Source organism: Loigolactobacillus backii, from assembly GCF_001663675.1.
Classification (GTDB): domain Bacteria; phylum Bacillota; class Bacilli; order Lactobacillales; family Lactobacillaceae; genus Loigolactobacillus; species Loigolactobacillus backii.
Map to the genome: position 1 here is coordinate 2,255,010 of NZ_CP014873.1, position 25,200 is coordinate 2,280,209.

The following is a 25,200-nucleotide window of genomic DNA, read 5'->3' on the forward strand; positions in this document are numbered from 1 at the left end:
CTAATATCCTCTTTTAAATCTTATTTTCTTTACGTAAATCTTGTGTTGTCAGTAAAACCCGGGTTTCGTTTGTTTCTCGATTAGAAGTCTCGAAATCATCCAATTTACCCACCCGATCACCAAAATTCATATCTAATTCTGGTCGGTGGGAAACTTCTGCCCGTTTAACAAAATGTAGCTTTTTTAACTGCTGCAAAGTCTGTTCTGCTATGGCCTGATCAACATATAAATAAACGTACTTCATTTTTCGTGAACTGTAGTAAATAATACCAAAACGACGTAATTGCTTAATCTGTTTCATACTGTATAACCAAACCACAATTCCTTGGCGTGGCGTTACTTCAAATGCCATAATGTCATCCTTTCACTTGGCAATGCTTTCCTGGACGACCAGTGGTAAAAAATGGATTACCAGTCGCCACCTTAACGTCCTTGGAAACACTATTTGCAATTGCAAGTCCAATTTCGTCCAAAATAGTTTGCAAATCCATTTCTGAACGACGGAAATGTGCCACAGTCGGATCCAAATCAACTTGCCGCTTGGCGTGACGAGCCGTACGACGAAGCTTTTTAAAATCAGGCGCGTAAGACCCATAATCCTTAATTAGGTCAAATTTTTCACTTGCTTCCCGAAAACCTTGAATCTTTTTTTCTGCCGCTGTATCTACCGCCAAATTGGCTTTAGCGGCCAAATAAGTTTTATAAACGTCACTTTGCTTTAACGAAGCGACCAACGTATCAACTTGATCCGTAACTTCTAGTAAATTTTCAGTAATTATCAATTTTAAAACCCCAGTCATCATTCCGGTTTTAATTCTAACAATAAATCGTTGGTATCAACCCGGTCACCCTCTTGAACGTAAAGATGACTGATACGACCAGTAAATGGCGCCTGAATCGTTGTTTCCATCTTCATGGCTTCTGTAACCAACAACGGATCTCCTTGTTGAACAACTTGATCCGTTTCAACCAAGACATTTAAAACAGTCCCCGTCATTGAAGCACCAATTTGTTCTTGATTTGTTGGTTCTGCCTTCTGACTCACTACATCAGATTGTTTAGCGTTTTTATCCTTAACGACAACTTCGCTTCGTTGACCGTTAACCGTAAAGTAAAGTGTTCGGTTGCCTTCAATATCAGGTTCGCCAACCTCATTTAAGATTAAAATTAAAATTTTACCTGGCCGTAATTGTACCTCGACCCGTTCGCCTAATCGCATTCCTTGGAAGAAAGTTGGCGTATCTAGCATTGAAACATTCCCGTACTCAGACTCACGACGTGTATAGTCTAAAAAGACATCTGGATATAAAATATAACTTAAAACATCCTCTTGCGTTGGTTCAGAATTCATCTTAGTGGTCAGTTCTTGCTTAACCGCCGCAAAGTCAACTGGCTTTGCTAAACTCCCCGGTCTCACGGTTAAAGGTTTCTTTCCCTTTAAAATAATCTGTTGTAATTTTTCTGGGAACCCACCAACTGGCTGGCCTAAATCACCCATGAAGAAATTAATAACCGAATCAGGGAAATCAATTGTTGCACCATCGTGGTAGACATCCTCTTCCGTTAAATCGTGTTGGACCATAAATAAGGCCATATCACCAACTACTTTTGAAGACGGCGTTACTTTAACAATGTCACCAAACATGCTGTTAACTGTCGCGTACATTAATTTAACTTCTTCCCACCGATTACCTAGCCCCATTGCGTGGGCTTGCTGCCGTAAATTGGAGTATTGGCCACCTGGCATTTGCGCGGAATAGTTATCTGGTAAAGGTGCATTTAAACCATTAGCAAAATCATCATAGAACGGGCGAATACCTTCAAAGTAGTGATTTAACCGTTCTGTTGCTTTAACATCCAATTGAGGTTGGCGTACATTACCATCTAACGCATAATAAAGGCTTTGCATACTTGGCTGACTTGTTGTTCCAGACAACGCACTTTGCGCCACATCAACAACGTCAACTCCTGCAGCAATCGCACGTTGATAGGTCATAACCCCATTACCAGTTGTATCATGTGTGTGTAAATGAATTGGTAAATCAACCTTATCCTTTAAAGAACTAACCAATTCATAGGCCGCTTCAGGCTTTAATAGACCAGCCATATCTTTAATTCCAATGATCGTTGCGCCAGCGGCCTGAAGTTCTTTAGCCAAATCTAAGTAGTACTTCAAATTATATTTTTGCTTATCTGGATCAAGAATATCACCGGTATAACAAATGGCAGCCTCGGCAATCTTATTATTATCACGAACAGCCTGGATGCTCTTTTCAAGCTGGGGCACCCAATTTAAACTATCAAAAATTCGGAAAACGTCAATTCCATCAGTTGCGGCCTGTTTAATGAACGCAACCAACATATTATCCGGATAGTTTTTGTAACCAACAGCATTACTACCACGGAACAACATTTGTAACAACGTATGGGGCATTTTTTGCCGCAATAACTTTAAACGTGTCCAAGGATCTTCGACTAAGAAGCGATAGGCAACATCAAACGTTGCACCACCCCACATCTCATAAGAAAATAAATTGGGCATTGCCCGTTGCATTGAATCAGCAATCTTAACCATATCGTGGGTTCGCATCCGCGTTGCAAAAAGACTTTGGTGGGCATCGCGTAACGTTGTATCGGTTAATAAAACCTCAGACTGTTGATTCAACCAATCATTAACTGCTAGTGGGCCCTTGGCATCCAATATCGTCTTGGCAGTAACTAGCTTCTTAGGGAAAGGCTTAAATTGTTCCCGGTAATGGCCTTCGGGATAATATTTCTTCTCGTGACTTTCCACATCGTCATAACCATTAACCGTAATATCGCCAATATATTGCATTTTTTGCGAGCTATTATCAACTCGTTTAGCAACCTGAAAAAGAGCCGGTGTGTGATCAATAAAGGTTGTTTCCGCTTCTCCAGAAAGGAAAGCTGGGTGTTGAATAACATTTTCCATAAAGGCAATATTTGTTTTTACACCGCGAATTTTAAATTCATGAAGCACACGTTGCATCTTTTTTACGGCCTTTTCAAATGTATAAGCGTGGGTACAAACCTTAACTAATAATGAATCAAAGTAAGGGGTAATTACAGCACCAGCATATGCATTACCACCATCCAAGCGGACACCATTACCACCTGGAGAACGGTAAGTTTCGATGGTGCCTGTATCCGGCATAAAATTATTCAATGGATCTTCAGTTGTTACCCGACATTGTAGCGCGGCACCATGAAATTTAATGTCCTTTTGTTGCGGTAAACCGATATCCTTAAATAAATCTAAGCCCTGGGCGATTTTTAACTGCGTTTGAACAATATCAATTCCAGTAATCATCTCAGTAATAGTATGTTCGACCTGAACTCGTGGATTTACTTCAATAAAGTAAAACTGATCTTGTTCTGGCTCGAATAAAAATTCAATTGTTGCGGCGTTTTGATAGTTAACGTGTGCCATAAAACGAACCGCCGCACTCGTTACACGTTCCCGTTGTTCTGCCGTTAAAATAACACAAGGGGCAACTTCAATTACTTTTTGATTACGGCGCTGAACCGAACAATCCCGTTCAAAAAGATGGACAACATTGCCGTGTTGATCTGCCAGCACTTGAACTTCAATATGTTTGGCGGATTTAATAAAGCGCTCAACGTAAATTTCGTCACTACCAAAGGACTGCATGGACTCACTTCGGGCACGATCATAACTTTCAGATAGATCTTCAGGACGAGAAACAACACGCATTCCGCGACCGCCACCACCCATGGCCGCCTTGATCATCAACGGATAACCATATTTATCACCGAAGGCTTGTAATTCGGCTAGATCCTTAATTGGTTCATCTACGCCCGGAATTGCCTGAACGTTGGCCTCTTTGGCCGCACGTTTAGCAGCCACTTTATCACCAAACATTTCTAATAACTCGGGTGTTGGTCCAACAAAAGTAATGCCTTCTTCTTGACAACGTCGGGCAAACTGTGCATTTTCCGACAAAAAACCATAGCCAGGGTGGATTGCATCGGCCCCACTCATTTTTGCCACACGAATAATATCCTCAATGTCTAAATAAGCCGCAATTGGTTGTTTCCCCTTGCCAACAACGTAGGCCTCGTCAGCCTTAAAGCGATGAATTGAATATTCATCCTCTTTAGCATAAATTCCTACCGTTTTCAAACCTAGTTCTTGACACGCACGAATAATTCGGACCGCAATCTCCCCGCGATTTGCGATTAATACTTTTTTCATGCTCTCAGCACCTTTCTCATTTTCAAATCAATTAAATAACCAAAACTACTTGTTTTTAACTAAACTAGTTTTCTTTTCCGTTGCACTGATGTTTAGGGCAACTCCCATTGAAAGCGCCAAAACTAACATGGATGAACCCCCATAACTGATAAACGGAAATGTGACCCCAGTTATTGGCAATATTCCGCAAACCCCGCCAAGATTAAACGACGTTTGAACAACAATCATGGTGCCAATTCCAATACATAACAACGCACTAAAAGGATCCTTAGATCGAACGCCAACTAAAATAATTCTTGCTGCCAAAAAAAAGATCAAAAAGATCAGTAAGGCAACCATGACAAAACCTAGCTCCTCAGCTGTTATCGAAATAATGAAGTCAGTATTTGGTTCCGGTAAATAGCCACGTTTTTGAATGCTATTGCCTAGCCCAACACCAAACCAACCACCATTATTAATGGCGTAGTAAGAATTAACCAATTGTTTACCACCCTTATTGGCCAACTCAAACGGATTAATAAACGACAGAATTCGTTGGTATTGGTAATTATTTTCTAGTGATTTTATTATGTGGTGGGTTAAAAAATAAAACACCGCCCCAACACTAGTCCCTAATAGTGCAATGAGCGTTAGCCCAATTCGGTAAGATAAACCACTAGTTAAAATTAACATTATTGCAATCGATAAAAGAATAGCCATGCCGCCCATATCTGGGGAAACGAGAACCATCCACATCATAACGGCAGCAATGATAATCGGCCCAACTAACGCACGAATAACTTCGCTAAGTTGTGATTCGACCATTCTTCGTTCACGCCGACTAAGTATGTATGCAAAATACCAAATCAACACCAATTTAGCAAATTCACCAGGTTGAATATTTATTGGCCCGATGTTAATCCATGCGGCAGCTCCATTAACAGAATGGCCGAAAAAAATTAAATAACCTAACATAAGGAAAACGACAATTAACGCCAGCATAATCAAACGCCGATTTCGGAGCACCTTTAATTTCATCGCGTAAACGAACGCGGCCAATATCAGCCCAACGATGGTCCAACTAATCTGCTTAACTAAATATGATAGCGGATTTTGACCAACCAAATTGGAGCTAGCACTATAAACCATAACCACACCTACACCACAAAGTAGTAAGTAAGGGATTAAAATATAATAATCAATTAACTGTAACTTTTTTCGCACTTAAGATCCTGCTTCCTGTCATTTCTTTTGCCTTTGCTTTTCAAAGCTTTCATTATAAATCTCATTTAGCCGTTTCTCTAAGTCACGAACTAAATTGTGCCCGGTCTTTGGGTCGACCATACTCGTCCGAATAGCAAAGGTAACTTCCTTGGAGTAACCAAACATCTGTGTATCCACAACCTCTTCAAACGCTGGACACTGACTCAAGCAAAGTGAAACCTGTTGTTTACCAACAAGCCGAATAATATTCTCAGCATCATCTTCCAGTGTTTTCAGTGCGTTTTGGCGCTCAGATAAATCGGCCATTCACTATTCCCCCTTTTTAATACTTTATTATAGCATAGCAAACCAGTTAGATTGGCAGAAATCGTATGCTGCTTTTTCTAGTTTACAATAAAAATGAGGTGGGGACAAAACCAAAATTGAAGCTTTACCATTTTTAAAAATTTCACTAACTAAAAACAGGGTAATCCAAATCACTTGGACTACCCTGTTCATTATTTAATTACGCTTTTTTGGAGGCAATTTTTTTGTGCTTTGCAGTCCGTTCACGTTCACTAGTATCTAAAATTTTCTTCCGCAAACGAATACTCTTCGGTGTTACTTCACAGTATTCATCTTCGTTTAAAAATTCGATTGATTCTTCAAGTGTCATTTTGCGTGGAATCGCAATGGCAGATGAATGATCTTTACCAGAAGCACGTGTATTGGTTTGCTTTTTACCCCTAGTTACGTTAACTGAAATATCAGTTTCACGATTACTTTGACCAACAATCTGACCTTCATAAATATCAATTGCTGCACCTAGGAATAATTCACCACGACTTTCAATGCCTTCAAGGCTATAAGTGGTTGTTTTACCAGCATTGATTGAAACTAAGGCGCCATTACGCCGACCTGGTTCCCAATTCTTAATAACTGGTAAGTACTTAGCATAAGTATGGTTCATGATGCCATAACCACCAGTTTGTGATAAGAATTCAGATGAATAACCAATTAAACCACGTGAAGGTGCTAAGAAAGTTAGGCGCGTTTGGCCGTTGCCTTCACTTTCCATATTTTGCATCTCGCCTTTGCGTTGTGAAAGTGAATCAATAATCGTACCTGTATATTGTTCAGGTGTGTCAATCACAACAGATTCAAAAGGTTCGCACATTACATCGTCAACTTTACGGTAAATAACTTGTGGCCGTGATAATTGTAATTCATAACCTTCACGACGTAATGATTCAACCAAAATTGATAAATGTAATTCACCACGTCCAGATACCGTCCAAGCACTTGCTGAATCAGTATCTTCTACCCGTAATGAAACATCTGTATGCAGTTGTGTTTTTAAACGATCTTCTAATTTACGGGCGGTAACGAATTTACCTTCTTTACCCGCAAATGGGGAATCATTTGCAACAAATTGCATCTGCAATGTTGGTTCATCAATCCGTAAAATTGGTAAGGCTTCTTGATGATCGATTGGTGTAACTGTTTCACCAACGAAAATATCTTCCATCCCGGAAACGGCAATCAAATCACCGGCCTTAGCTTCGTCAATTTCAACTCGCTTTAAACCGAAGAAACCAAAAAGCTTAGTCACACGGAAATTCTTAACTGAACCATCGAGCTTCATAACTGAAACCTGATCGCCAACCTTAATTTTACCGCGGAAAACACGTCCAATACCAATTCGACCAACGTATTCATTATAATCCAACAAAGCAACTTGGAATTGTAATGGTTCATCGGAATTATCAATTGGTGCTGGAATTGTTTTAACAATTGTGTCAAATAAAGGATTCATTGTGTGCTTTTGAGCTTCTGGATCTGATTCCAAACTAGAAGTTCCGTTGATTGCACTAGCATAAACAACTGGAAATTCTAATTGGTCGTCATCGGCACCAAGTTCGATGAATAAATCAAGTACTTCATCAACAACTTCTTCAGGACGAGCACCGGGACGATCAATTTTATTAATGACAACGATTGGTGTCAAATGTTGTTCCAACGCTTTTTTAAGAACGAACCGCGTTTGTGGCATTGTTCCTTCAAAGGCATCAACAACAAGTAACACACCATCAACCATCTTCATAATTCGTTCAACTTCGCCACCGAAGTCCGCGTGTCCTGGTGTATCTAAAATATTAATTTTAGTCCCTTGATAATCAACGGCCGTATTCTTAGATAAAATTGTAATCCCACGTTCTCTTTCGATGGGATTAGTATCCATCGCCCGATCCTCCAAATTAATATGTTCATCTAAAGTATCAGACTGTTTTAACATTTCGTTGACCAATGTGGTCTTACCATGATCGACGTGGGCAATAATGGCAATATTGCGAATATCATCTCTACGATTCACTGTACTCTTCCTTTCAAAGTCAAGGTTTCAGGTAAAATTGCACTCAGCTGTTAATTATAACAGAAAATACAAGCTATGCGTGATTTTTTTCAGAAAACTCACAGCATAAAAAAACTGTGACGTTCGCCACAGTTTTGAAACTTCAGCTTCATTAATTGTTTTGAAATTCTTCAATCGTTTGTAACGCATTCTTATTCGTTACTAACACTGTTCCAGATTTTAACATATCAACCGGACTGCCGTCAATTCTCGTAACTAATAAATTCAAACTTTCTGCTAGTACTCGCCCGGCTGCCATATCCCAAGGTGCTAAATGCGAAATATAACCCACTTCATTTCCTAAAAGCACTTGTTGAAACTCGATACCCGCACTTCCAAGTATTCGCGTACCTGAACTGGCAAGCCCAATTTCCTGTACGTGATCAATGTTTCTAGCAAACATGGGCCCATTGACACCGAATAAGCCTTTGGCCAAAGGTTGTGCGTCTGGTGCAGGTAACAAATGATCATTCAGATAAACGCCCATTTGCGGACCACCAAAAATAAACCGATTATCCATAACTGCTAAAATATTACCGTAAACTGGCCTGCCATCTTCATATAACGCCAACATCATTGCAAAATTATCTCGTTGTTTAACAAAGTTAATTGTGCCATCAATTGGATCAACAAACCAAACCCGGCCGGTCATTGAAGTAACTTGATCGCCAAATCCTTCCTCACTAATAATCTGATCGGCTGGAAAAGTTGCCTGAATCTGACTAACCAGAAAACGCTCTGTCTCTTTATCCAAATTAGTGACTAAATCAGTCCGGCCTGATTTAGTTTGGATATTTAACTGTTCATTCATGTGCTGCTTAATGTTAGTGGCGGCCTCATCCATCCATTTAAGTGCTAAAGTATTAATTGCTCGAACCGCTTTTTCTTCCATTTTAAAACACCTCTACTTTAACGCCATCTTAAAGCGTTTTGTCCGTAAAGACCGCGCCAATTTCACGGCCTGATACAGCGAGTAATCTGTTGCTGCCTCAAACTCTCGGCCCAAGCGCTTTTCCTCCGCCATGGCCGGGACAACCTCTTTAAATGCTGCATAGGTTTTTAAGAATTCCGTTCGATCAGTTCCCTTTTCGTAAGCATCTTCTACTTGGCGGAAAAAATTGGTTACGCGAATAATTTCCGCCGTTGTCCACTGGTCATCAAGTGGGTATTGATAATTCTGTTTCATCTAAGCTCCTATCTGTCCCGTTTCAATTTTGGTCAAAAAATCACGGGTCGCTTGCTTAACAGCCGTCAACTCACTAGCCTCATCTTCGGCCAGTGACACCGTGGTTAGCATTCTAACACCAGCGTCACTAAGGTAAATCGGAGTACTGTAAGCAACTTGTTGTTTATCATCAAAATGGTGTAAAGCAGTAAATGTTGAAATGAGGCCATCTTCAAAAAATAGCGCCCGAATAACCAACTGTAAACTAAGCGTCTGGGTCGCCATTTGCTTGGAATCAGCAATTAGCGTCAACTGTTGTTCCAATTGCTGCATTTGATCGGTATCAAAATCAGTTGTATCACTGGCCACCAAGCTTAAAAGCGGCGATGCACCTAGGTATGCTCGACTCCAAGCAATAATTTTATGATCTGAATTACCTACCACATAGGCCCGAACATCATGGCGGCCAACTCGTAGCCGTTTCTGTAATAAGCGCTCCAAAATCAGAGTATCAGTAAAAGTTCCTAGGCCAAAAATATTGGCCTTTGGTAACCCAGAAAATTTCCATGCTAAGTAAGTAAAAATATCATCATAAGTCTGGAGTAAACATAATTTACCCGCAAACCCCTGACTCATGGCTGTACCAATTAAAGCACGAAAATGAGGTAAAGCCGCTGCCACATAATCGGCCTTAGATTGTTTTTCCTGCTGCGGCATAATGTCAGTGAGTATCAGCAGGTCGGCCGTCTTTAACAGACTTGCATCGCCACTTATTAAATCGACATGTGTCTGCAAATCGGCCGCACTGGCCAACTGATCAAAGGTAGCTTGATCAAACAAATCATCCTTAATCAAAGCGATTTCAATTGGAAAGTTAGCTAATAAACAAGAAAATACCGTCTCGTAGACACTATTCATACCACCACATACCACAATCCGTTTTTTCAAAAATAAGTCCCCCCAAAAAACAACTTAATTGGTTTCTATTTTAAGCCTGTCAGTAACGAAAATAAAAGGTTAAGTTTAAAAGTTGCCATTTTACTAAAAAAATATGCTAAACTATTCTCATAAATTGCGTGAAGCGGAGGAATAGTAAATTGATTACCATGAAAAATATTATCCGGGAAGGTAACGACACATTGCGCTCTCAATCAAAAGATGTCGCCTTTCCGTTATCAGCAGATAACAAGAAATTGGCTCAGGATATGATGACTTTCCTTGAAAATAGCCAAGACCAAAAGATTGCGGAAAAATATCATTTGCGTGCTGGTGTCGGTCTTGCCGCCCCACAAGTTGATGTACCGCTTAACATGGCTGCCGTTTTGGTTCCTGGACCTGAAGGTGAGGACCCTAGCTTTAAAGACGTCATTATTAATCCAGTAATTATCAGCCACTCCGTTCAGGGTGCCGCTTTATCTGAGGGTGAGGGTTGTCTTTCCGTAGACCGGGATGTTCCTGGCTATGTGGTCCGCCATGACCGCATTACACTGCGTTATTATGACACCAATGGCGAGCAACATAAAATTCGCCTAAAAAATTATCCCGCAATTGTTTGTCAACACGAAATTGATCATCTTCACGGTACGCTTTTTTATGATCACATTAACAAACAGGAACCATTCTCAATGGAAGATGATGATTTAATCATTGAATAACCAGCAGTAACGATCAATTCTATGTTTGAAATAAAAGTGGGGCTGTTGCCATAAGTAGATTATGGTGTGGCCCCGCTTTTATTATTTAACCGCGCTTAAATAACGTTTTAATTAATTAGTCCCTTTTTCGACACTTAGTTTGCGCATATCTTTAATGTAGTTCACGGTTCCTTGGTTAATCAAATAGGCAATATCAAAGTGTAATTGCCCTTTGAATAACCACATATCCGACACAACGAAAACGGGATAACGCGTGTCAATGGCCTTTAATCCTTCTGCCTGAGCAATTTCGTTTAAATCGGCTTCAAATTGTTCACTAATTGAGGCCAGTTGGTCTTTCTTTAACTGTTCCACTTCAAAATGATATTCAAATAAAAGAACACCCCGGCCCCAAATATCGGCCGCAAGTTCCGAACTAGCCCGTTGCGTTTGAGGATCGAATTGAAGCGCCACTTGTTCTTTATTTTGTAACTGCGCTAAACTAACCGTAACAACTTCATCAGTTGTTTGCTGACCATTTGCTTGCAGTATTCGTAATGCACGATTTCGCCGCAAACGACGTAATACAAAGAGTCCACCGCCTAGTAATAGGATAAGCACAATAAAAACTACTATAACGATAATATTCATTTACGAAACCTCTTTCATTAGTTTAGTTATTATAGTTAACTTTACCACAAACAAGTCCGCTAAAAAATCAGCGTGCGTGGTTTGTATACTTATAAAGTGAATTATGCTAAACTTAGGTCACATGTTGTTTCTACAACCATTTGTTCGGTCATTTAGACAATTAAATCGCCGTTAAAAACCCCACCGCAATGTGGGCTTTTTAATAGAGCCAATACATTTTAAAGGAGCGAATCATTTCTATGATTTACAAAGTATTGTATCAAAAAGACAAAGACATCGCACCGCGCCGTGAAAGTACAGAAACACTGTACTTAGAGGCCGATAGCGCTGTTGCTGCACGTGCAATTATTGAACGTAATACCCCCTACAACATTGAATTCATTCAGGAACTCAATGGTAATCATTTAGATTACGAACAAAAAAGTGCCAATTATAAATTAACGGAGTTTTCTGTAAATGAAAAAACTGAACGTCAAGAATAACGAAACCGCCGTTTTTGCCATGGGGGGCCTAGGCGAAATTGGTAAAAACATGTACGGTATTCAATTTCAAGACGAGATTATTTTGGTCGATTGCGGTATTAAATTTCCGGAAGATGAATTATTAGGAATTGATTACGTTATTCCTGATTTTTCGTACGCAATTGCTAATTTACCTAAAATTAAGGCGTTGGTCATCACCCATGGTCACGAAGATCACATTGGTGGCATTCCCTTCTTGTTACAACAAATCAACGTCCCAATTTATGCTGGACCATTAGCACTTGCTTTAATTCGGGGTAAATTAGAAGAACGTGGCTTATTAAAAGATGCGGACCTACACGAAATCGATGAAGATACCGTTCTAAAATTCCGTAAGACAAGTGTCTCTTTCTTCCGAACAACGCATTCAATTCCGGATACCCTCGGTGTTGCAGTCAAAACACCGCAAGGAACAATCGTTGAAACTGGTGATTTCAAGTTTGATCTAACACCAGTTGGTGATCAGCCTGCACCGAATTTTCAAAAAATGGCTAAGCTTGGTGGCGACGGTGTTTTATGTTTAATGTCCGACAGCACCAACGCTGAGGTTCCTAGTTTCACTAAATCCGAACGGTTTGTAGAAACATCAATTCGGCATATCTTTGATCAAATTGATGGGCGAATTATATTTGCTACTTTTGCTTCAAACATTTCACGAATTAAAGAAGCAGCGGATGCTGCCATGAAAAACGGTCGGAAAATTGCTGTTTTTGGCCGTTCAATGCAAAATGCCATTGTCAACGGAACTGACCTGGGTTATTTAGATATTCCTGATGATGTTCTCGTTGAAGGTAACCAAATCAACCAACTACCTGCCAGTGAACTTATGATTCTTTGCACCGGCTCGCAAGGTGAACCAATGGCTGCTTTAAGTCGGATTGCTAACGGTACCCACCGGCAAATCTCCATTCAACCTGGCGATACAGTCGTCTTTTCCAGTAATCCAATTCCTGGTAACACACTTAGCGTCAATCACGTTATTAACGAATTGTCTGAGGCTGGCGCTACTGTTATCCACGGCAAGGTTAATAATGTTCATACTTCTGGTCATGGTGGCCAGGAAGATCAGAAATTAATGTTACGCCTCATGAAACCGAAATTCTTTATGCCAGTCCACGGTGAATACCGAATGCAAAAAATCCACACTGAACTAGCCCAACAAACCCACGTCCCTAAGGATCATACTTACATCCTTCAAAATGGTGATGTGCTTGCGCTAACTAGCGATTCGGCACGAATTGCTGGTCACTTTAATGCGGGTGACGTTTACGTTGATGGTAGTGGTGTTGGTGATATTGGTAATGTTGTTTTACACGATCGCCAAGTCCTTTCAGAAGAAGGCATTGTGATTGTTGTTGCGACAATCAATTTAAAGAAACAAGAAATCTTGGCCGGTCCAGATATCTTATCCCGTGGTTTTGTTTATATGCGTGAATCTGGTGAATTGATCAATCAAGGCCAAAAACGTATTTTCCACGTAATGAAGAACGTTTTTAATAATAACGATACTGTTACTGAAAATATGCTTCGCGAAGCCATTACGGATGATCTACAAGAATTCTTATTTGAAAAAACTGAACGACACCCAATGATCTTACCAATGTTGGTTACCGTCTAAACTAAAAGGCGTGGTGCGCGGGATGAGACTAATTATCCCCTGTATCACACTTTTTTTGTCTTTTTTTCCGTTAAAAAAATAACTTTGAGTAAACACACAACTTTTGCTTGTTAATTTAAATAACACCGATATAATAGACTTATTGCTTATTAAGGAGTGATTCGTAGTGCCCAGCACGAAAAATTACGTTGTTTTATTGAATGAGTTTGCTGGTGGCGGCCAAAGTAAAGCGGCCTGGCCAAAACTCGCACAACGTTTAAATCAGCATTTAATTAATTATCAATTATACCGAACTGAATATCCTGGCCACGCAACTAAATTGGCCTATAAATTGGCACAAGAAGCTCCTGCCGACACAATTTTAATTGTTGTTGGCGGCGATGGGACCCTTCATGAGGCACTCAATGGTCTCCAACAGATTCCTAAGAACACAATTATTTTAGCTTACATTCCTTGTGGTTCTGGTAATGATTTTGCTCGCGGTGCTGGTATTTCCCGCCAACCATTGACCGCATTAGAACAACTGTTAAAGGTGCGGCAACCACGTACTTTTGATGTTGGCCATTATCAAGAGGCCTTGGCGCATGAACATGGCTTTTTCATGAATAATATTGGCATTGGTTTTGATGCGGCCGTTGTTCACGCAACTAATCGGGCCCCTTCAAAACGTTACCTAAATAAATATCATTTAGGTTCATTAGCCTACATTGTTTCCCTTGTCGGTACTTTCTTTCGGCAACAAGCCTTTCCAGTTAAAATTACCAGTCAGCAAACAACCACCGAATTTAAACGGGCCTTCTTAGTCACAACGACTAATCATCCCTACTTTGGTGGCGGAGTTCCGATCATGCCTTCTGCTTCAATGCATGATCACAAATTAGACCTCGTTGTTATGGAACGCGTTAACACACTTTACTTCATCTTTTTATTCATCATGATGTTTCTTCATTTACACACGCATTTTAAAGCAGTACACCATTTTAAGGCGGAAGAATTACGCATTCAAACCGCCAGTCCCGAATTTGGGCAGGCCGATGGTGAAAATATGGGCAAGCGCGCGTTTGATATTACCTTCGATGTCCACCACCAACGCTTTTTATGCTAAAAATACGAGTTAAGCACTTATTACACACCTTCCATATCAATAAGATGCGTAGTGAGGCTTAACTCGTATTTTAATAGCATTAATTATTCATAAACATTTGTGGCGTCACATCATTCATCCCAATCATCGGGTCAATCTGACCACTAGCAACTAACTGTGGCGTTAAATGATAATCGGTCTCTGGTGCTTTTGCCTGCGGTAACTTAGCTTTAACCGGTTCAGATTGGTCAGTTGGAACCTCATGTTGATAATCAGTTGAATGATCCTTAATGAGGTCAGCTTTAGCATAAGGTACTTCGGTACCCTCAAACGTAACTTCCAGCCGCTTAGCCAGTGTCGTCTTTCGATTAATTGATTCATGAGCGACACTATCTAAAAAGGCCTGCTTTTCCCCAACCAAAATTAATAGCTTTTCTGCCCGCGTAACTGCGGTATACAGTAAATTACGCTGTAACATCCGCTGGTACTGGTGAACCATTGGTAAAATAACCATAGTAAATTCACTACCTTGTGCCTTATGAATTGACGTACAAAAGGCTAAGGTCAATTTACTCCAATCGTTGCGACCGTACGTTACTTCTGTTGCATCAAACTGAATTGTCATTTTATCAGTCTTATCTTCGTTACCTTTATCTTTTGCGTATTGAATACTGACAACCTCACCAATATCACCATTAAAAACATTTTGTTCCGGACTATTGACTAAGTGTAAAACCTTATCCCCAATTCGAAAAGTTTGATCACGAAAACTAACTTCTTTTTTATGATTTTTAGTAATTGGATTTAGAATTTTTTGAACATCAATATTCAATTTATTAATTCCGGCAGCCCCGCGGTACATCGGTGCCAAAACTTGAATATCCTTAGTTGTAAACCCCTTAGTTTTAGCCCTAGTAACGACCTGTGAAATGACGGAATCAACTTGATAAGCGTTACAGGCGATGAAAGAACGATCAACCTTATTTTCAGAAAAATCAGTGGGCAACTTGCCCTCTTTAATGGCATGGGCCAAAGGTATAATCGATGACTGGTCATCCTGCCGGTAAATTTCGGTTAATTCATTTGCTGGTAAAACGCCGCTAGTCAATAAATCATAGAAAACTTGTCCAGGACCTACTGAGGGTAACTGATCTTTATCACCAACCAAAATAACCTGCATCGTACTGGGGACAGCATGAATCAACAGTCGAAAAAGATAGGTGTCCACCATTGACATTTCGTCAATAATTAATAACCCACCTTCTAAATCCTTAGTTGCGACATCAGGATTAGTTTCACGACCATTTAGACCCAATAATCGATGGATTGTGCTGGCTGGTAGATCAGTCGTTTCACTCATTCTTTTGGCAGCACGCCCGGTTGGGGCCGCCAATAAGACGGGAAATGGTTTATCCTTATAATCGGCCTGATCCAACGATAGCCCATTCAACTCACCAAACAACGTGACAATCGCATTAATAATGGTTGTTTTACCCGTCCCAGGGCCACCGGTTAGTAAGAAGACGCGGTTAGTCAACGCCTTTTTAATCGTTGCAATCTGGGAATCACCATACTGAATTCCAAATAATTTTTCAATCCGGCGAATTTCTTTATCTAAGTCACGACCGGGGTAGCTAATTGGGTCCTGCTTTTTCTCAAGCTTTAATAGGTGTTCTGCAATTTGCCACTCAGCGTTGTAAAGTGACTTTAAGTAAATTCGATTTTCTTCACCAACAATTTTTCCTTGATTGGCCAATTCAACCAACTGTTGAGCGATTGCTTCAGGATCAATTGATTGATGACGACTTTCTTCAAGTAACCGCAAACTAGCCGTCAACAGTGGCTCTGCTGTCGTATAAGTATCCCCATTAGTTTGTGCCAATTCCGTAATTTCCTGTAAAATGGCCGCTTGAATACGTTCAGGTGCATCTGCGGCAAAGCCTTGCTTAGCCGCAATGTTGTCGGCCTTTTTAAAACCAATTCCGGCAATATCCGCAACTAATTGGTATGGGTTTTCCGTAATAATTTTCAAGGTATCTTGCTGGTAACGTTCATAAATTGAATAGGCAAGCTGACTACCAAAACCATAACCATTAAGGCCAATAATAATCTGATCCATCCCGTTATTTTCGGATAATTCCGTCACTAACGCAGTAATTTTCTTTTGGTTCAGACCTAATGGTGTCAAAACTGAACTATCTTGTAAAATTTTGTTAATTGCGTCAGTCCCCAAAGTTGTGACAATTTTTTCAGCCGTTTTTTTGCCGATGCCAGCAAAATGATCACTAGACAAATAGGCAATCAGCCCTTCTTTAGTCGTAGGTTTATTCAATTGGTAATTTTCGGCCTGAAATTGTTGACCGTACTTCGGGTGGGTCACTAGCTTCCCAAAAAATTGGTAAGTTTCTTCCTCTTTAATTTCACCGAAACTACCAGTAACAACAATTTCATCCTCGTGCCAATCAAAATTAGCCTCAGTTACTTTGACTAGTAAAACCTTGAAAAAATTCGTGGCATTTTGGAAAAAGATGGCACTCACCTTACCAACAATATTCGGTTTTTCATCTTCATCAAAAAGTGCTAACTCCTCAGCCATATTGCCTCCTACTATTTCTGTTCTTTATTTGCGGTTAAATAACGTTCAATATCAATTAATTGGTGCTTTTCTTTTGCAAAATAAGCAGCATCTAATTCTTTGGCCTTAATAAAATAAGCATTATTCTCCGAATCACCAAGGGCCAACGCGGCCAGACCATTCTTAAAATTAGCGGCAGCATCTTCTGGTGCACTTACTAACGCTTTTTTATAGTAGGTTTCGGCCTGCTTAAATTTACCTAAGGCCAGCCATAAATCCCCAACTAACAAATTGGTATCCGTTTGCTTTGGCTGTGCCTGCTGCGCCGTTAGTGCAAACGCCAACGCCCGGGCATAATCTTGCTTAGCCTGATAAGTCAACGCCAGCATATATAACTGATCGTTTTTTAGGCGTTTCAGAGTTAAATGCTGAAATTGTTTTAAAGCCTGGTCATACTTACCTGCAGAATAATAAATTGTTCCTAAACTATATTTTAAATCCTGATTATCCGGAAAACGCTGCAGAGCAGTTAAAATTAACTTTTCGGCCTGCGTATAGTCCTTTAAAATAACCAAAAAGGCGGCCAACTGTAAATAATTATCAACGTTGGTCGGATCATGATCAATTGCTGCAACAAGGGCCTTAACTGCGCCTTGCTGATCTCCTTTTTGCCATAATGCTTTAATTTTTTTATTCATTTAATCACCTAAATTGTATCAGTTGGATCTAATTCCTTTTGAAGATAGTGCGTATCGTTCCACTTAAGCAACTGGTATGACTCACCACTATCCGTTGTTTCAATTGTTGTGACGCTAGTATTTGATAAACCACCATTTTTACGCATATCGGCAATTGGTGTTCCTAATAATGATTGAATCAGCGCCGTTAAAGCGGCCCCGTGACTAACAATTAGGTATTGTCCGTGACCATTATCTTGCGCAACAATCTCACAAATAGCTGGCCGCATTCGCTTAATTAAATCTGGAAAATTCTCACCGGCAATATTTTCTGGATTATAATCTGCCGGCGCATACCGGAACGCGTGTAATTCACGGGGAAATTGCTTTTCAACCTCCGTAAACTGCATCCCCTCCATTTGTCCTAAATTAAATTCACGTAACCGATCGTCTATCGTAACTGGAATATTACCCGGCAAAAGACGATCCAGTTCTAAAGCCGTTGTCTTCGCACGTAACAACGGACTACTATAAATTCGATTAAAATGAAGTGGGGTTAAAAATCCCGCTAAATCCTTAATTCCAGTATAACTTTCTTTGAGTAATGGCGAATCGCCGTGCGCTCCTTGATAACGTCCCTCTAAATTCCACTGCGTTTTACCATGACGAATAAAATATAATTTAGTCAATTTTCGGACTCCTTAACTACCTTTCCTACATTATGCTTAATTAGGCCTGTAAATTCAAGGGGAAGTCCGTTTGCAAAATAAAAAAGAGCTGGGCATTTAGTCCCAACTCTTCCGCAAATTAAACGTACTGTAAAACACGATCATCATTATAAGCAGCATTAATGGTGCCACTGCCCAAGCACTCATCGCCGTCATAGAGTACAACTGCCTGTCCCGGTGTAATTGCCCGAACTGGCTCATCAAATTCAATTAAGGCCGTTTGATCAGCGTTTAAATGGACAGTAACCCCAGTATCCTTCTGTCGGTAACGGAACTTAGCGGTTACGTGGAAAGTAGTCCCCCGATCAAGCTTAGAAGTAAAGGCAAACTTAGAGGCCTCTAAGTGGGTTGCGTATAGGTGCTCGTTGTGAAAACCCTGACCAACGTAAAGTGTATTAGTCTTTAGGTCCTTACCAATAACGAACCACGGATCATTACTCTTACCGTTGCCACCAATTCCTAAACCTTGACGCTGGCCAATGGTATAGTACATTAACCCATCATGCGTACCCTTAACTTCACCATCAACTGTCATCATCTTACCTGGTTGAGCCGGTAAATATTGACCTAAGAACTGCTTAAAGTTCTTCTCACCAATAAAGCAGATTCCCATCGAATCCTTCTTTTCAGCTGTAGCCAGACCATACTTAGCCGCTACCTTCCGAACCTCTGGCTTTGTCATATCACCAAGTGGGAACATAACCTTCTGTAACTGATCCTGAGAAAGCTGACTCAAGAAGTAAGTTTGGTCCTTATTACCGTCAACACCGCGCAACATATGCACGGTACCATTAGTATCCTTTGTTACTCGAGCGTAATGCCCCGTTGCAATGTAGTCTGCGCCTAATTCTAAAGCATAATCCAAGAATGCCTTGAATTTAATTTCTTTATTACAAATAACGTCTGGATTTGGTGTCCGTCCGTGGCGATACTCATCCAAGAAATATTCAAAGACTCGATCCCAGTACTCCTTCTCAAAATTAACGGAGTAGTACGGAATTCCGATCTCATTGGCCACTTTGGTGACATCCTTGTAATCTTCGGTGGCAGTACAGACGCCGTTTTCATCGGTATCGTCCCAGTTTTTCATAAAGACACCAACAACATCATAGCCTTGCTCCTTTAAGAGGAGTGCCGCTACTGAGGAGTCAACACCGCCAGATAAACCGACGACAACGCGCGTATTAGCGTTTGCGTTTTCGCTCATTAGATCACCATCATTTCAAATAGATTCTGAAAATCCACGATTTGAAGGTCGCTTAATTCAGTAACTTTTATTATAACAACCCACCGCTAGATTGCAAGAAGCTAACAAAAAATAAGTAATTACTAGTGATAACTATTTTTGCTCATCACTAGTAACTACTTATAGTTAAAATAATTGATTAAACTTTTTTCTGAATAACTTTACGTTCAATTAAATCAGCAACAATAAAATTGAATTGTTCCACTTTTTCCGCACTATCCTGACGTTTAAAAATATCAACTGGCTGCAAGCCATTAGCAGTGGTGACGGACATCGTAAAACCACTCAAATCCTTCGCCACGGTTATTTTTAATTTAATTGCTTGTTTAACCGGCGCAGTTGGATCTAACGGCCGGGCAAAAGTAAAACTGCCGTTCTTCTTTTCCATGAAGCCAACGTCCCTTAATGTATACCGCTTAACTTCCGAGCTTAACTCATAAACTGTTGAGTCGCCCTTTACACTATCAGTTTTCATAAAAGCCATTTAAATAACCTCCTAAGTTCGCAATGGTACTTTTTTCGTAAACACAAAAATTCTGCTTACAGTTGATGACCATGCTCCTAGTGCAAAATTTACGCAGGTGAAACATGGTACACCTAGGGTTCTCTAGGATTCTTTTTGCGTCCTAGAAACGAAAAACCCTTACCACTAATTTGTTGCTACTTTTGGTTCTTGCTTCACCCGCGCAACAATTTTGACTAAAGTTGTAACAAATGCATCAATTTCTGCTGGCGTATTGTCCTTACCAAAGCTAATTCGAATCGATTCTTCAACACGGGGACTTGCCTTTCCGTACATCGCCGTCAAAACGTGAGATGGTTCAAGGCTGCCCGCAGTACAAGCTGAACCACCAGAAATGGCAAACCCGGCAAGGTCCAAGTTCATTTGTAAAACGTAAGTTGAAACGCCCTTAATCCATAAATTTAAAACGTGCTGTAAGTTTGTTGACTCCAAACTACCATTGACAGCAAACGCTACTTGGTTCTGCTTTAGCCCCGTAATAATCTGTTGTTTAAAACCAACATAGCGCTCTTGACGTTCTTGTTTTTCAGCCGGCGTATCTAATTGAACAGCCTTCGCAAAGCCCGCAATCGCCGGAATATTCTCAGTACCAGCCCGGCGTTTATCTTCTTGATCGCCGCCTTTAATAAAACTAGGAAAATTAATGCCCTCCCGCCGGTACAAAAAGCCTAATAACTTAGGACCATTAAGCTTATGTGCCGAAACTGAAAGTAAATCAATGTGGTCACGTTGGACATCAATATCTAATAGCCCATAGGCCTGAACTGCATCTGTATGGAACCAGGCCTGATGATCCTTTAGAATTTCACCAATTTCGTGAATTGGCATATGACTACCAACCTCATTGTTTCCCGTCATAATTGTTACTAGAATAGTATCTGGACGTAAGGCTCGCTTAAAATCCGTTAAAGAAATCTGGCCAGCCTCATCAACGGGCAAATAAGTCACCTCAAAGCCCTGTGTTTCCAAAAACTGCAGTGGCTTTAAAATGGCCTCGTGTTCAATTGCAGTCGTAATAATGTGTTTGCCTAGATTCTGCCGTTTGAAAGCAGTTTGCATAACAGCCGTATTATCGCTTTCAGTACCACCACTCGTTAACATGATTTCGTTTTCGTTAGCATTGATACTTTTGGCAAAAATTTGTCGGCTATCATCCAAAACCTTTCGCGCAGCGCGACCAAAGTAATGGATGTTGGAAGCATTACCAAAATTATGCTGCATTTGCTCCGTCATTACCTGGATAACCTCAGGCGCCATTGGTGTTGTCGCGGCATTATCTAAATAAACGTGTTTCATTTTAATTTCAATCCCCTTTTCAAAAGTAAGCAGGTTAAAGTTTAGCATACTTCCGGTAACAAGCAAGAAACTAGCCTTTAAACACTAGCAACTTGATCGATTAAAGCTAGTACCATCTGGGCAGATTGCTTACCAGCATCAATAATAAAATCATCGAAGTTAACACCGGCATTTTCATCACCAACGTCACTCATCGCTCGAATGACAACAAAAGGTACCTTAAATTGAGTTGCAACTTGAGCAATCGCAGCACCTTCCATTTCACTTGCCAGTGCATCCGGAAAATTGGCCAGAATTTTATCCGTTGCTGCCTTACCAGCAATAAATTGATCTCCCGAAACAATCAAACCAACGTGTGTCGTTAAGGCCACTTGTTGGGCCGCTGCTGCTACGCGCCGAACCCACGCTTTGTCCGCACTAAACCGGGCCGCCTGTTGCGGTAATTGACCAATCACGTAACCAAAGGCTGTGGCATCCACATCATGATAAACTAATTCACTGGAGATAACGACGTCACCAATCTTAAGTCCGCTACCAATCCCACCGGCAGAACCAGTATTTATAACAACATCCGGCGCGTAATGGTCCAACAATAAACCAGTGGTCATGCCAGCTTGAACTTTACCAATTCCAGAACGAACAAGAATGACTGTTTGGTCGGCGATAACCCCATTATAAAAATCAACCCCAGCAATCGTACGGTGCGTTAGGTTGTCCATTTTACTTTGTAATAACTTAACTTCTTCCTCCATAGCACCAATAATTCCAATTTTCATTACAAAAACTCCTTCTAAATTAATTAAACTTAAACAAAAAATAAAACTAAATAAGTGAGAATAATCAAGATTAAGACAATAATAATTGCCCAATTTAAGCGATGTTTTAAGCGTCCAACTCGTTGATCACCCACTGGTTGGCGCTTGCTCCTACTTTTTTTGGGTGCTGAACTCGGTTCGGGTTGCTCATCTTGTTTAGTTTGTTGTCTGCGGTATGCTTCACGACTTTGTGGTTGCTTATTATCCGCCATAAATTCGCTTCTTTCTATTTATTATTTATTACAGCAAGTTCCCACTGTTGTAACGCAATGACCGTTTTTGCATCACAAATCTTTCCTTCTTGCTGTTTGGTCTTGGCCTCTTGCAACGTTAATGGGTGTAGCCGTAAAAATTCATCCTGATCTTGTGGTAATTGCTTTTCTACAGGTCGAATATTATCCGCTCGGTAAAGCCATAATTGTTCATCCGCAAAACCTGGCGAAGAAAAGAATTGGCAAACCAGCGTTAATTGATCGGAAGTAAAGCCAGTTTCTTCATTTAGTTCGCGCCAAGCGGCATCTTCAGCTGTTGCATCACGTTGATCTAATTTACCGGCCGGAATTTCATAAGTGACTCGTCGTAATGGTTCACGCCACTGTTCCACGAAAATCATTCGCCCGTCACTAGTAAACGGCATAATTGCGGCCGCACCGGGGTGCCGAATGATCTCTCGGGTTGCCTTTTGTTGGTTAGGTAATTGAACTTCTTCGATTTCCAAATCAAGCATTACACCATGAAACAACTTTTTAGTTGTCAAAACTTTTTCTTCAAATTTCATTTAGCGACTCCAATTCAAGTTATTTATTTAATCATACTGACATTTCATGCGAATTTCAATTGACATTTGTTTAGTCAATAGTTAGGATTACTTAAAATTCAACCTTTAGACTTAGTAACAGTAAATTCCGATGTGTTAAAATAAAGCTACAAAAGTGATCCATGAATGGAGTTGACCTACTATGAATAATCGAAAGAAAAGCACCCGTTATTTCTGGTTACTAATTGATTTTTTTAGCTTAATTGCCAGTTATTTTTTATTAAATGAACTACTTAACTTCAAGGGTTGGATTAGTTTAATTGGTGCACTACTCATCACAGCAGTCATTGTGTCACTGCAGCCAAAACGTGCTCGAAAAGTAAGCAACAAAAGTGTCCCTAGTGATCAATTGATGGCACATTACAAAAAAAGCGGCATGTCAGAACGGGATATCGACTTCTTCCGGGGAACAATGGCGGACGCCAAAGCACAAATTGATCAACTTGCCAAAAATATGCAACGTGTTCCAAAGCTTAAAGCAATCGAACTACACGATGAACCAGTTAAAGTCAGTCAAGCAACGTTTAAGGCGTTAGTTGCCAAACCAGCAAAACTTCACTTAGCCGCCGATTTTCTTTACCGGCATTTACCAACTTTAGTTGATCTAACAACTAAATATATTCAAATTAGTCAGCATGAAGTGAAGGACAAAGATACCTACGTCGTGTTGGATAAAAGTGCCACTCTCATTACTGATTTAGCACAACAATTAAAAAAAGACTACGCGGCAATCGTAGCCGACGACCTGGAAGATTTGGACGTCGATATGAGCCTAGCTAAGAAGGCCTTAGAAAAAGCAAAGACCGCGGGAAAGGAATCCAACTTAGATGAGTGATATAGAAAAAAAGCCTACCAAAAACGCTGAAAAAACTGATCTCCTTGAAAATCTGCTACAAAACCCTTTAGAAACACCGACTAATGAAGTTAGTCAGGCACAACCTGAACAAGCAAATCAATTAGTTGATCGGTTACCTGAAGAGCAACAGCAAGAGGCTCAAAAGTTGGCCCAACAAATTAGTGTTGATGACGTGCAATCAATTATGAATTATGGTGCTCAGGCGCAAAAAAAGCTTGGCGAATTTTCACAGGGTATGCTAAGCAAAGTTCAAAGCCAAGATACTGGTGCAATTGGTGATGCACTGAGCGACTTGATGTATCGTTTAAATGAATCAAGCCCTGAAGAATTAAAATCCGGTGACAGCAACGTTTTTAAGCGTATGTTTGGTCGTGTCAAAAAATCAATCTACGAAACACAGGCTAAATATCAAAAAATCGGTGCCCAAATTGATCAAATCGCCGTTAAATTAGATAAGCAAAAAAATAACCTTACCAACGATAACCGCCTCTTGGAACAACTTTACACAAAAAATAAGGATTATTTTGATGCGCTAAATATTTATATTGCCGCCGGCGAACTTAAATTGAACGAAACTAAAACCACCTTACTCCCTGCCGCAAATAAAAAGGCCCAAACAAGTGGAAACCAAATGGACGTTCAGGCTGTCAATGATCTGACTCAATTTGATGAGCGCTTGGATAAACGAATTTACGACCTCAAGTTGGCCCGGGAAATTACGATTCAACAGGCACCACAAATTCGTTTAATTCAAAATACCAATCAAGTTTTGGCCGAAAAAATTCAGTCTTCAATTAATACGGCCATTCCACTTTGGAAAAATCAAGTGGCCGTTGCACTCACCCTACTCCGGCAACGTGATGCAGTAACGGCTCAGCGGCAGGTTTCAGAAACGACTAACGATCTGCTAAAAAAGAATAGTGAAATGTTAAAAGTTTCATCCATTGAAACGGCTAAGGAAAATGAACGCGGCGTCGTTGACATTGAAACCTTACAAAAAACACAAAACGACCTCGTTGAAACCTTGCAAGAAACCCTTAAAATTCAGCAAGAAGGCCGGGAAAAACGGCAAAATGCTGAATTAGAATTATCGACCATGGAGAATAATTTACGTGATCAACTCCTTGCGTTAACCAATCAACACCAAAATCCTGATGCATAA

Annotated in this window: 25 protein-coding genes; 6 read left to right on the forward strand and 19 right to left on the reverse strand. The window is 40.4% G+C overall.

Annotated features, from left to right (window positions below; translation table 11 throughout):
* Positions 1-13: 13 nt before the first annotated feature.
* The 9 genes from AYR53_RS10265 to AYR53_RS10305 all read right to left on the reverse strand — a co-directional run bounded on the left by AYR53_RS10265 (position 14) and on the right by AYR53_RS10305 (position 9,945).
* Positions 14-352 carry a YlbG family protein gene (locus AYR53_RS10265; RefSeq protein WP_068224768.1) on the reverse strand — a complete coding sequence of 113 codons (339 nt, stop codon included), beginning with the start codon at positions 350-352 and terminating at the stop codon, positions 14-16.
* 4 nt (positions 353-356) lie between these two features.
* Positions 357-782, reverse strand: a complete 426-nt coding sequence (locus AYR53_RS10270) for a YlbF/YmcA family competence regulator (RefSeq protein WP_068281268.1) — start codon at positions 780-782, stop codon at positions 357-359.
* A gap of 17 nt (positions 783-799) precedes the next feature.
* Positions 800-4,237, reverse strand: a complete 3,438-nt coding sequence (locus AYR53_RS10275) for a pyruvate carboxylase (RefSeq protein WP_068280387.1) — start codon at positions 4,235-4,237, stop codon at positions 800-802.
* Between the two features lie 45 nt (positions 4,238-4,282).
* The gene (locus AYR53_RS10280; protein WP_068280384.1) at positions 4,283-5,440 is read right to left on the reverse strand and encodes an FtsW/RodA/SpoVE family cell cycle protein; all 1,158 of its coding nucleotides are present in this window, start codon (positions 5,438-5,440) and stop codon (positions 4,283-4,285) included.
* Between the two features lie 18 nt (positions 5,441-5,458).
* Entirely contained in the window at positions 5,459-5,746 is a 288-nt protein-coding gene (locus AYR53_RS10285; RefSeq protein ID WP_068224779.1) for a DUF1507 family protein, read from the reverse strand.
* Positions 5,747-5,945: 199 nt separating this feature from the next.
* Positions 5,946-7,793, reverse strand: a complete 1,848-nt coding sequence (typA, locus tag AYR53_RS10290) for a translational GTPase TypA (protein WP_068224781.1) — start codon at positions 7,791-7,793, stop codon at positions 5,946-5,948.
* 151 nt (positions 7,794-7,944) lie between these two features.
* On the reverse strand, positions 7,945-8,724 hold the full coding sequence (locus AYR53_RS10295; RefSeq protein WP_068224784.1) for an inositol monophosphatase family protein: 780 nt from the start codon (positions 8,722-8,724) through the stop codon (positions 7,945-7,947).
* 12 nt (positions 8,725-8,736) lie between these two features.
* Positions 8,737-9,018: a UPF0223 family protein gene (locus tag AYR53_RS10300; RefSeq protein ID WP_068224786.1), complete on the reverse strand. Its 282-nt coding sequence runs from the start codon at positions 9,016-9,018 to the stop codon at positions 8,737-8,739.
* Complete coding sequence (locus AYR53_RS10305) at positions 9,019-9,945, reverse strand: Rossmann-fold NAD(P)-binding domain-containing protein (RefSeq protein WP_068224788.1); 927 nt, start codon at positions 9,943-9,945, stop codon at positions 9,019-9,021. It abuts the gene before it with no gap.
* Positions 9,946-10,094: 149 nt separating this feature from the next.
* On the opposite strand from AYR53_RS10305, the gene def reads away from it, so the two are divergent.
* Positions 10,095-10,652 carry a peptide deformylase gene (gene def / locus AYR53_RS10310; protein WP_068224791.1) on the forward strand — a complete coding sequence of 186 codons (558 nt, stop codon included), beginning with the start codon at positions 10,095-10,097 and terminating at the stop codon, positions 10,650-10,652.
* 111 nt (positions 10,653-10,763) lie between these two features.
* On the opposite strand, the gene AYR53_RS10315 is transcribed toward def, so the two are convergent.
* A complete protein-coding gene (locus tag AYR53_RS10315) occupies positions 10,764-11,282 on the reverse strand; it encodes a hypothetical protein (RefSeq protein ID WP_068224794.1) in 519 nt (172 codons plus the stop codon).
* 239 nt (positions 11,283-11,521) lie between these two features.
* On the opposite strand from AYR53_RS10315, the gene AYR53_RS10320 reads away from it, so the two are divergent.
* The 3 genes from AYR53_RS10320 (at position 11,522) to AYR53_RS10330 (ending at position 14,526) form a co-directional block, all read left to right on the forward strand.
* On the forward strand, positions 11,522-11,764 hold the full coding sequence (locus tag AYR53_RS10320) for a DNA-dependent RNA polymerase subunit epsilon (protein ID WP_068224796.1): 243 nt from the start codon (positions 11,522-11,524) through the stop codon (positions 11,762-11,764).
* A complete protein-coding gene (gene rnjA / locus AYR53_RS10325; protein ID WP_068224799.1) occupies positions 11,739-13,421 on the forward strand; it encodes a ribonuclease J1 in 1,683 nt (560 codons plus the stop codon). The genes AYR53_RS10320 and rnjA overlap by 26 nt, the downstream gene beginning before the upstream one ends.
* A gap of 166 nt (positions 13,422-13,587) precedes the next feature.
* A complete protein-coding gene (locus AYR53_RS10330) occupies positions 13,588-14,526 on the forward strand; it encodes a diacylglycerol/lipid kinase family protein (protein WP_068224802.1) in 939 nt (312 codons plus the stop codon).
* 79 nt (positions 14,527-14,605) lie between these two features.
* Here AYR53_RS10330 and recD2 read toward each other — a convergent pair whose 3' ends face one another.
* The 9 genes from recD2 to AYR53_RS10375 all read right to left on the reverse strand — a co-directional run bounded on the left by recD2 (position 14,606) and on the right by AYR53_RS10375 (position 23,143).
* Positions 14,606-17,101, reverse strand: coding sequence for an SF1B family DNA helicase RecD2 (recD2, locus tag AYR53_RS10335; RefSeq protein WP_068280381.1), 2,496 nt, complete (start codon positions 17,099-17,101; stop codon positions 14,606-14,608).
* Positions 17,102-17,112: 11 nt separating this feature from the next.
* Positions 17,113-17,778 (reverse strand): tetratricopeptide repeat protein, encoded by a 666-nt coding sequence (locus tag AYR53_RS10340; protein WP_068224809.1) that lies wholly within the window; start codon positions 17,776-17,778, stop codon positions 17,113-17,115.
* 8 nt (positions 17,779-17,786) lie between these two features.
* Positions 17,787-18,446: a histidine phosphatase family protein gene (locus AYR53_RS10345; RefSeq protein ID WP_068224811.1), complete on the reverse strand. Its 660-nt coding sequence runs from the start codon at positions 18,444-18,446 to the stop codon at positions 17,787-17,789.
* A 118-nt stretch (positions 18,447-18,564) separates the two neighbouring features.
* On the reverse strand, positions 18,565-19,692 hold the full coding sequence (gene mnmA, locus AYR53_RS10350; RefSeq protein ID WP_068224813.1) for a tRNA 2-thiouridine(34) synthase MnmA: 1,128 nt from the start codon (positions 19,690-19,692) through the stop codon (positions 18,565-18,567).
* 178 nt (positions 19,693-19,870) lie between these two features.
* Positions 19,871-20,215 carry a DUF1831 domain-containing protein gene (locus tag AYR53_RS10355; protein ID WP_068224816.1) on the reverse strand — a complete coding sequence of 115 codons (345 nt, stop codon included), beginning with the start codon at positions 20,213-20,215 and terminating at the stop codon, positions 19,871-19,873.
* Between the two features lie 165 nt (positions 20,216-20,380).
* Positions 20,381-21,550 (reverse strand): cysteine desulfurase family protein, encoded by a 1,170-nt coding sequence (locus AYR53_RS10360; protein WP_068226227.1) that lies wholly within the window; start codon positions 21,548-21,550, stop codon positions 20,381-20,383.
* A 77-nt stretch (positions 21,551-21,627) separates the two neighbouring features.
* Entirely contained in the window at positions 21,628-22,326 is a 699-nt protein-coding gene (locus tag AYR53_RS10365; protein WP_068280378.1) for a 5'-methylthioadenosine/adenosylhomocysteine nucleosidase, read from the reverse strand.
* Between the two features lie 29 nt (positions 22,327-22,355).
* On the reverse strand, positions 22,356-22,577 hold the full coding sequence (locus tag AYR53_RS10370; RefSeq protein ID WP_068224819.1) for a hypothetical protein: 222 nt from the start codon (positions 22,575-22,577) through the stop codon (positions 22,356-22,358).
* A gap of 14 nt (positions 22,578-22,591) precedes the next feature.
* Entirely contained in the window at positions 22,592-23,143 is a 552-nt protein-coding gene (locus AYR53_RS10375) for an NUDIX hydrolase (RefSeq protein ID WP_068224823.1), read from the reverse strand.
* Between the two features lie 181 nt (positions 23,144-23,324).
* Between AYR53_RS10375 and AYR53_RS10380 the strand changes: the two genes are divergently transcribed.
* Complete coding sequence (locus AYR53_RS10380; RefSeq protein WP_068224825.1) at positions 23,325-24,017, forward strand: 5-bromo-4-chloroindolyl phosphate hydrolysis family protein; 693 nt, start codon at positions 23,325-23,327, stop codon at positions 24,015-24,017.
* Complete coding sequence (locus AYR53_RS10385) at positions 24,010-25,200, forward strand: toxic anion resistance protein (protein WP_068224829.1); 1,191 nt, start codon at positions 24,010-24,012, stop codon at positions 25,198-25,200. Before AYR53_RS10380 ends, AYR53_RS10385 begins: the two co-directional genes overlap by 8 nt.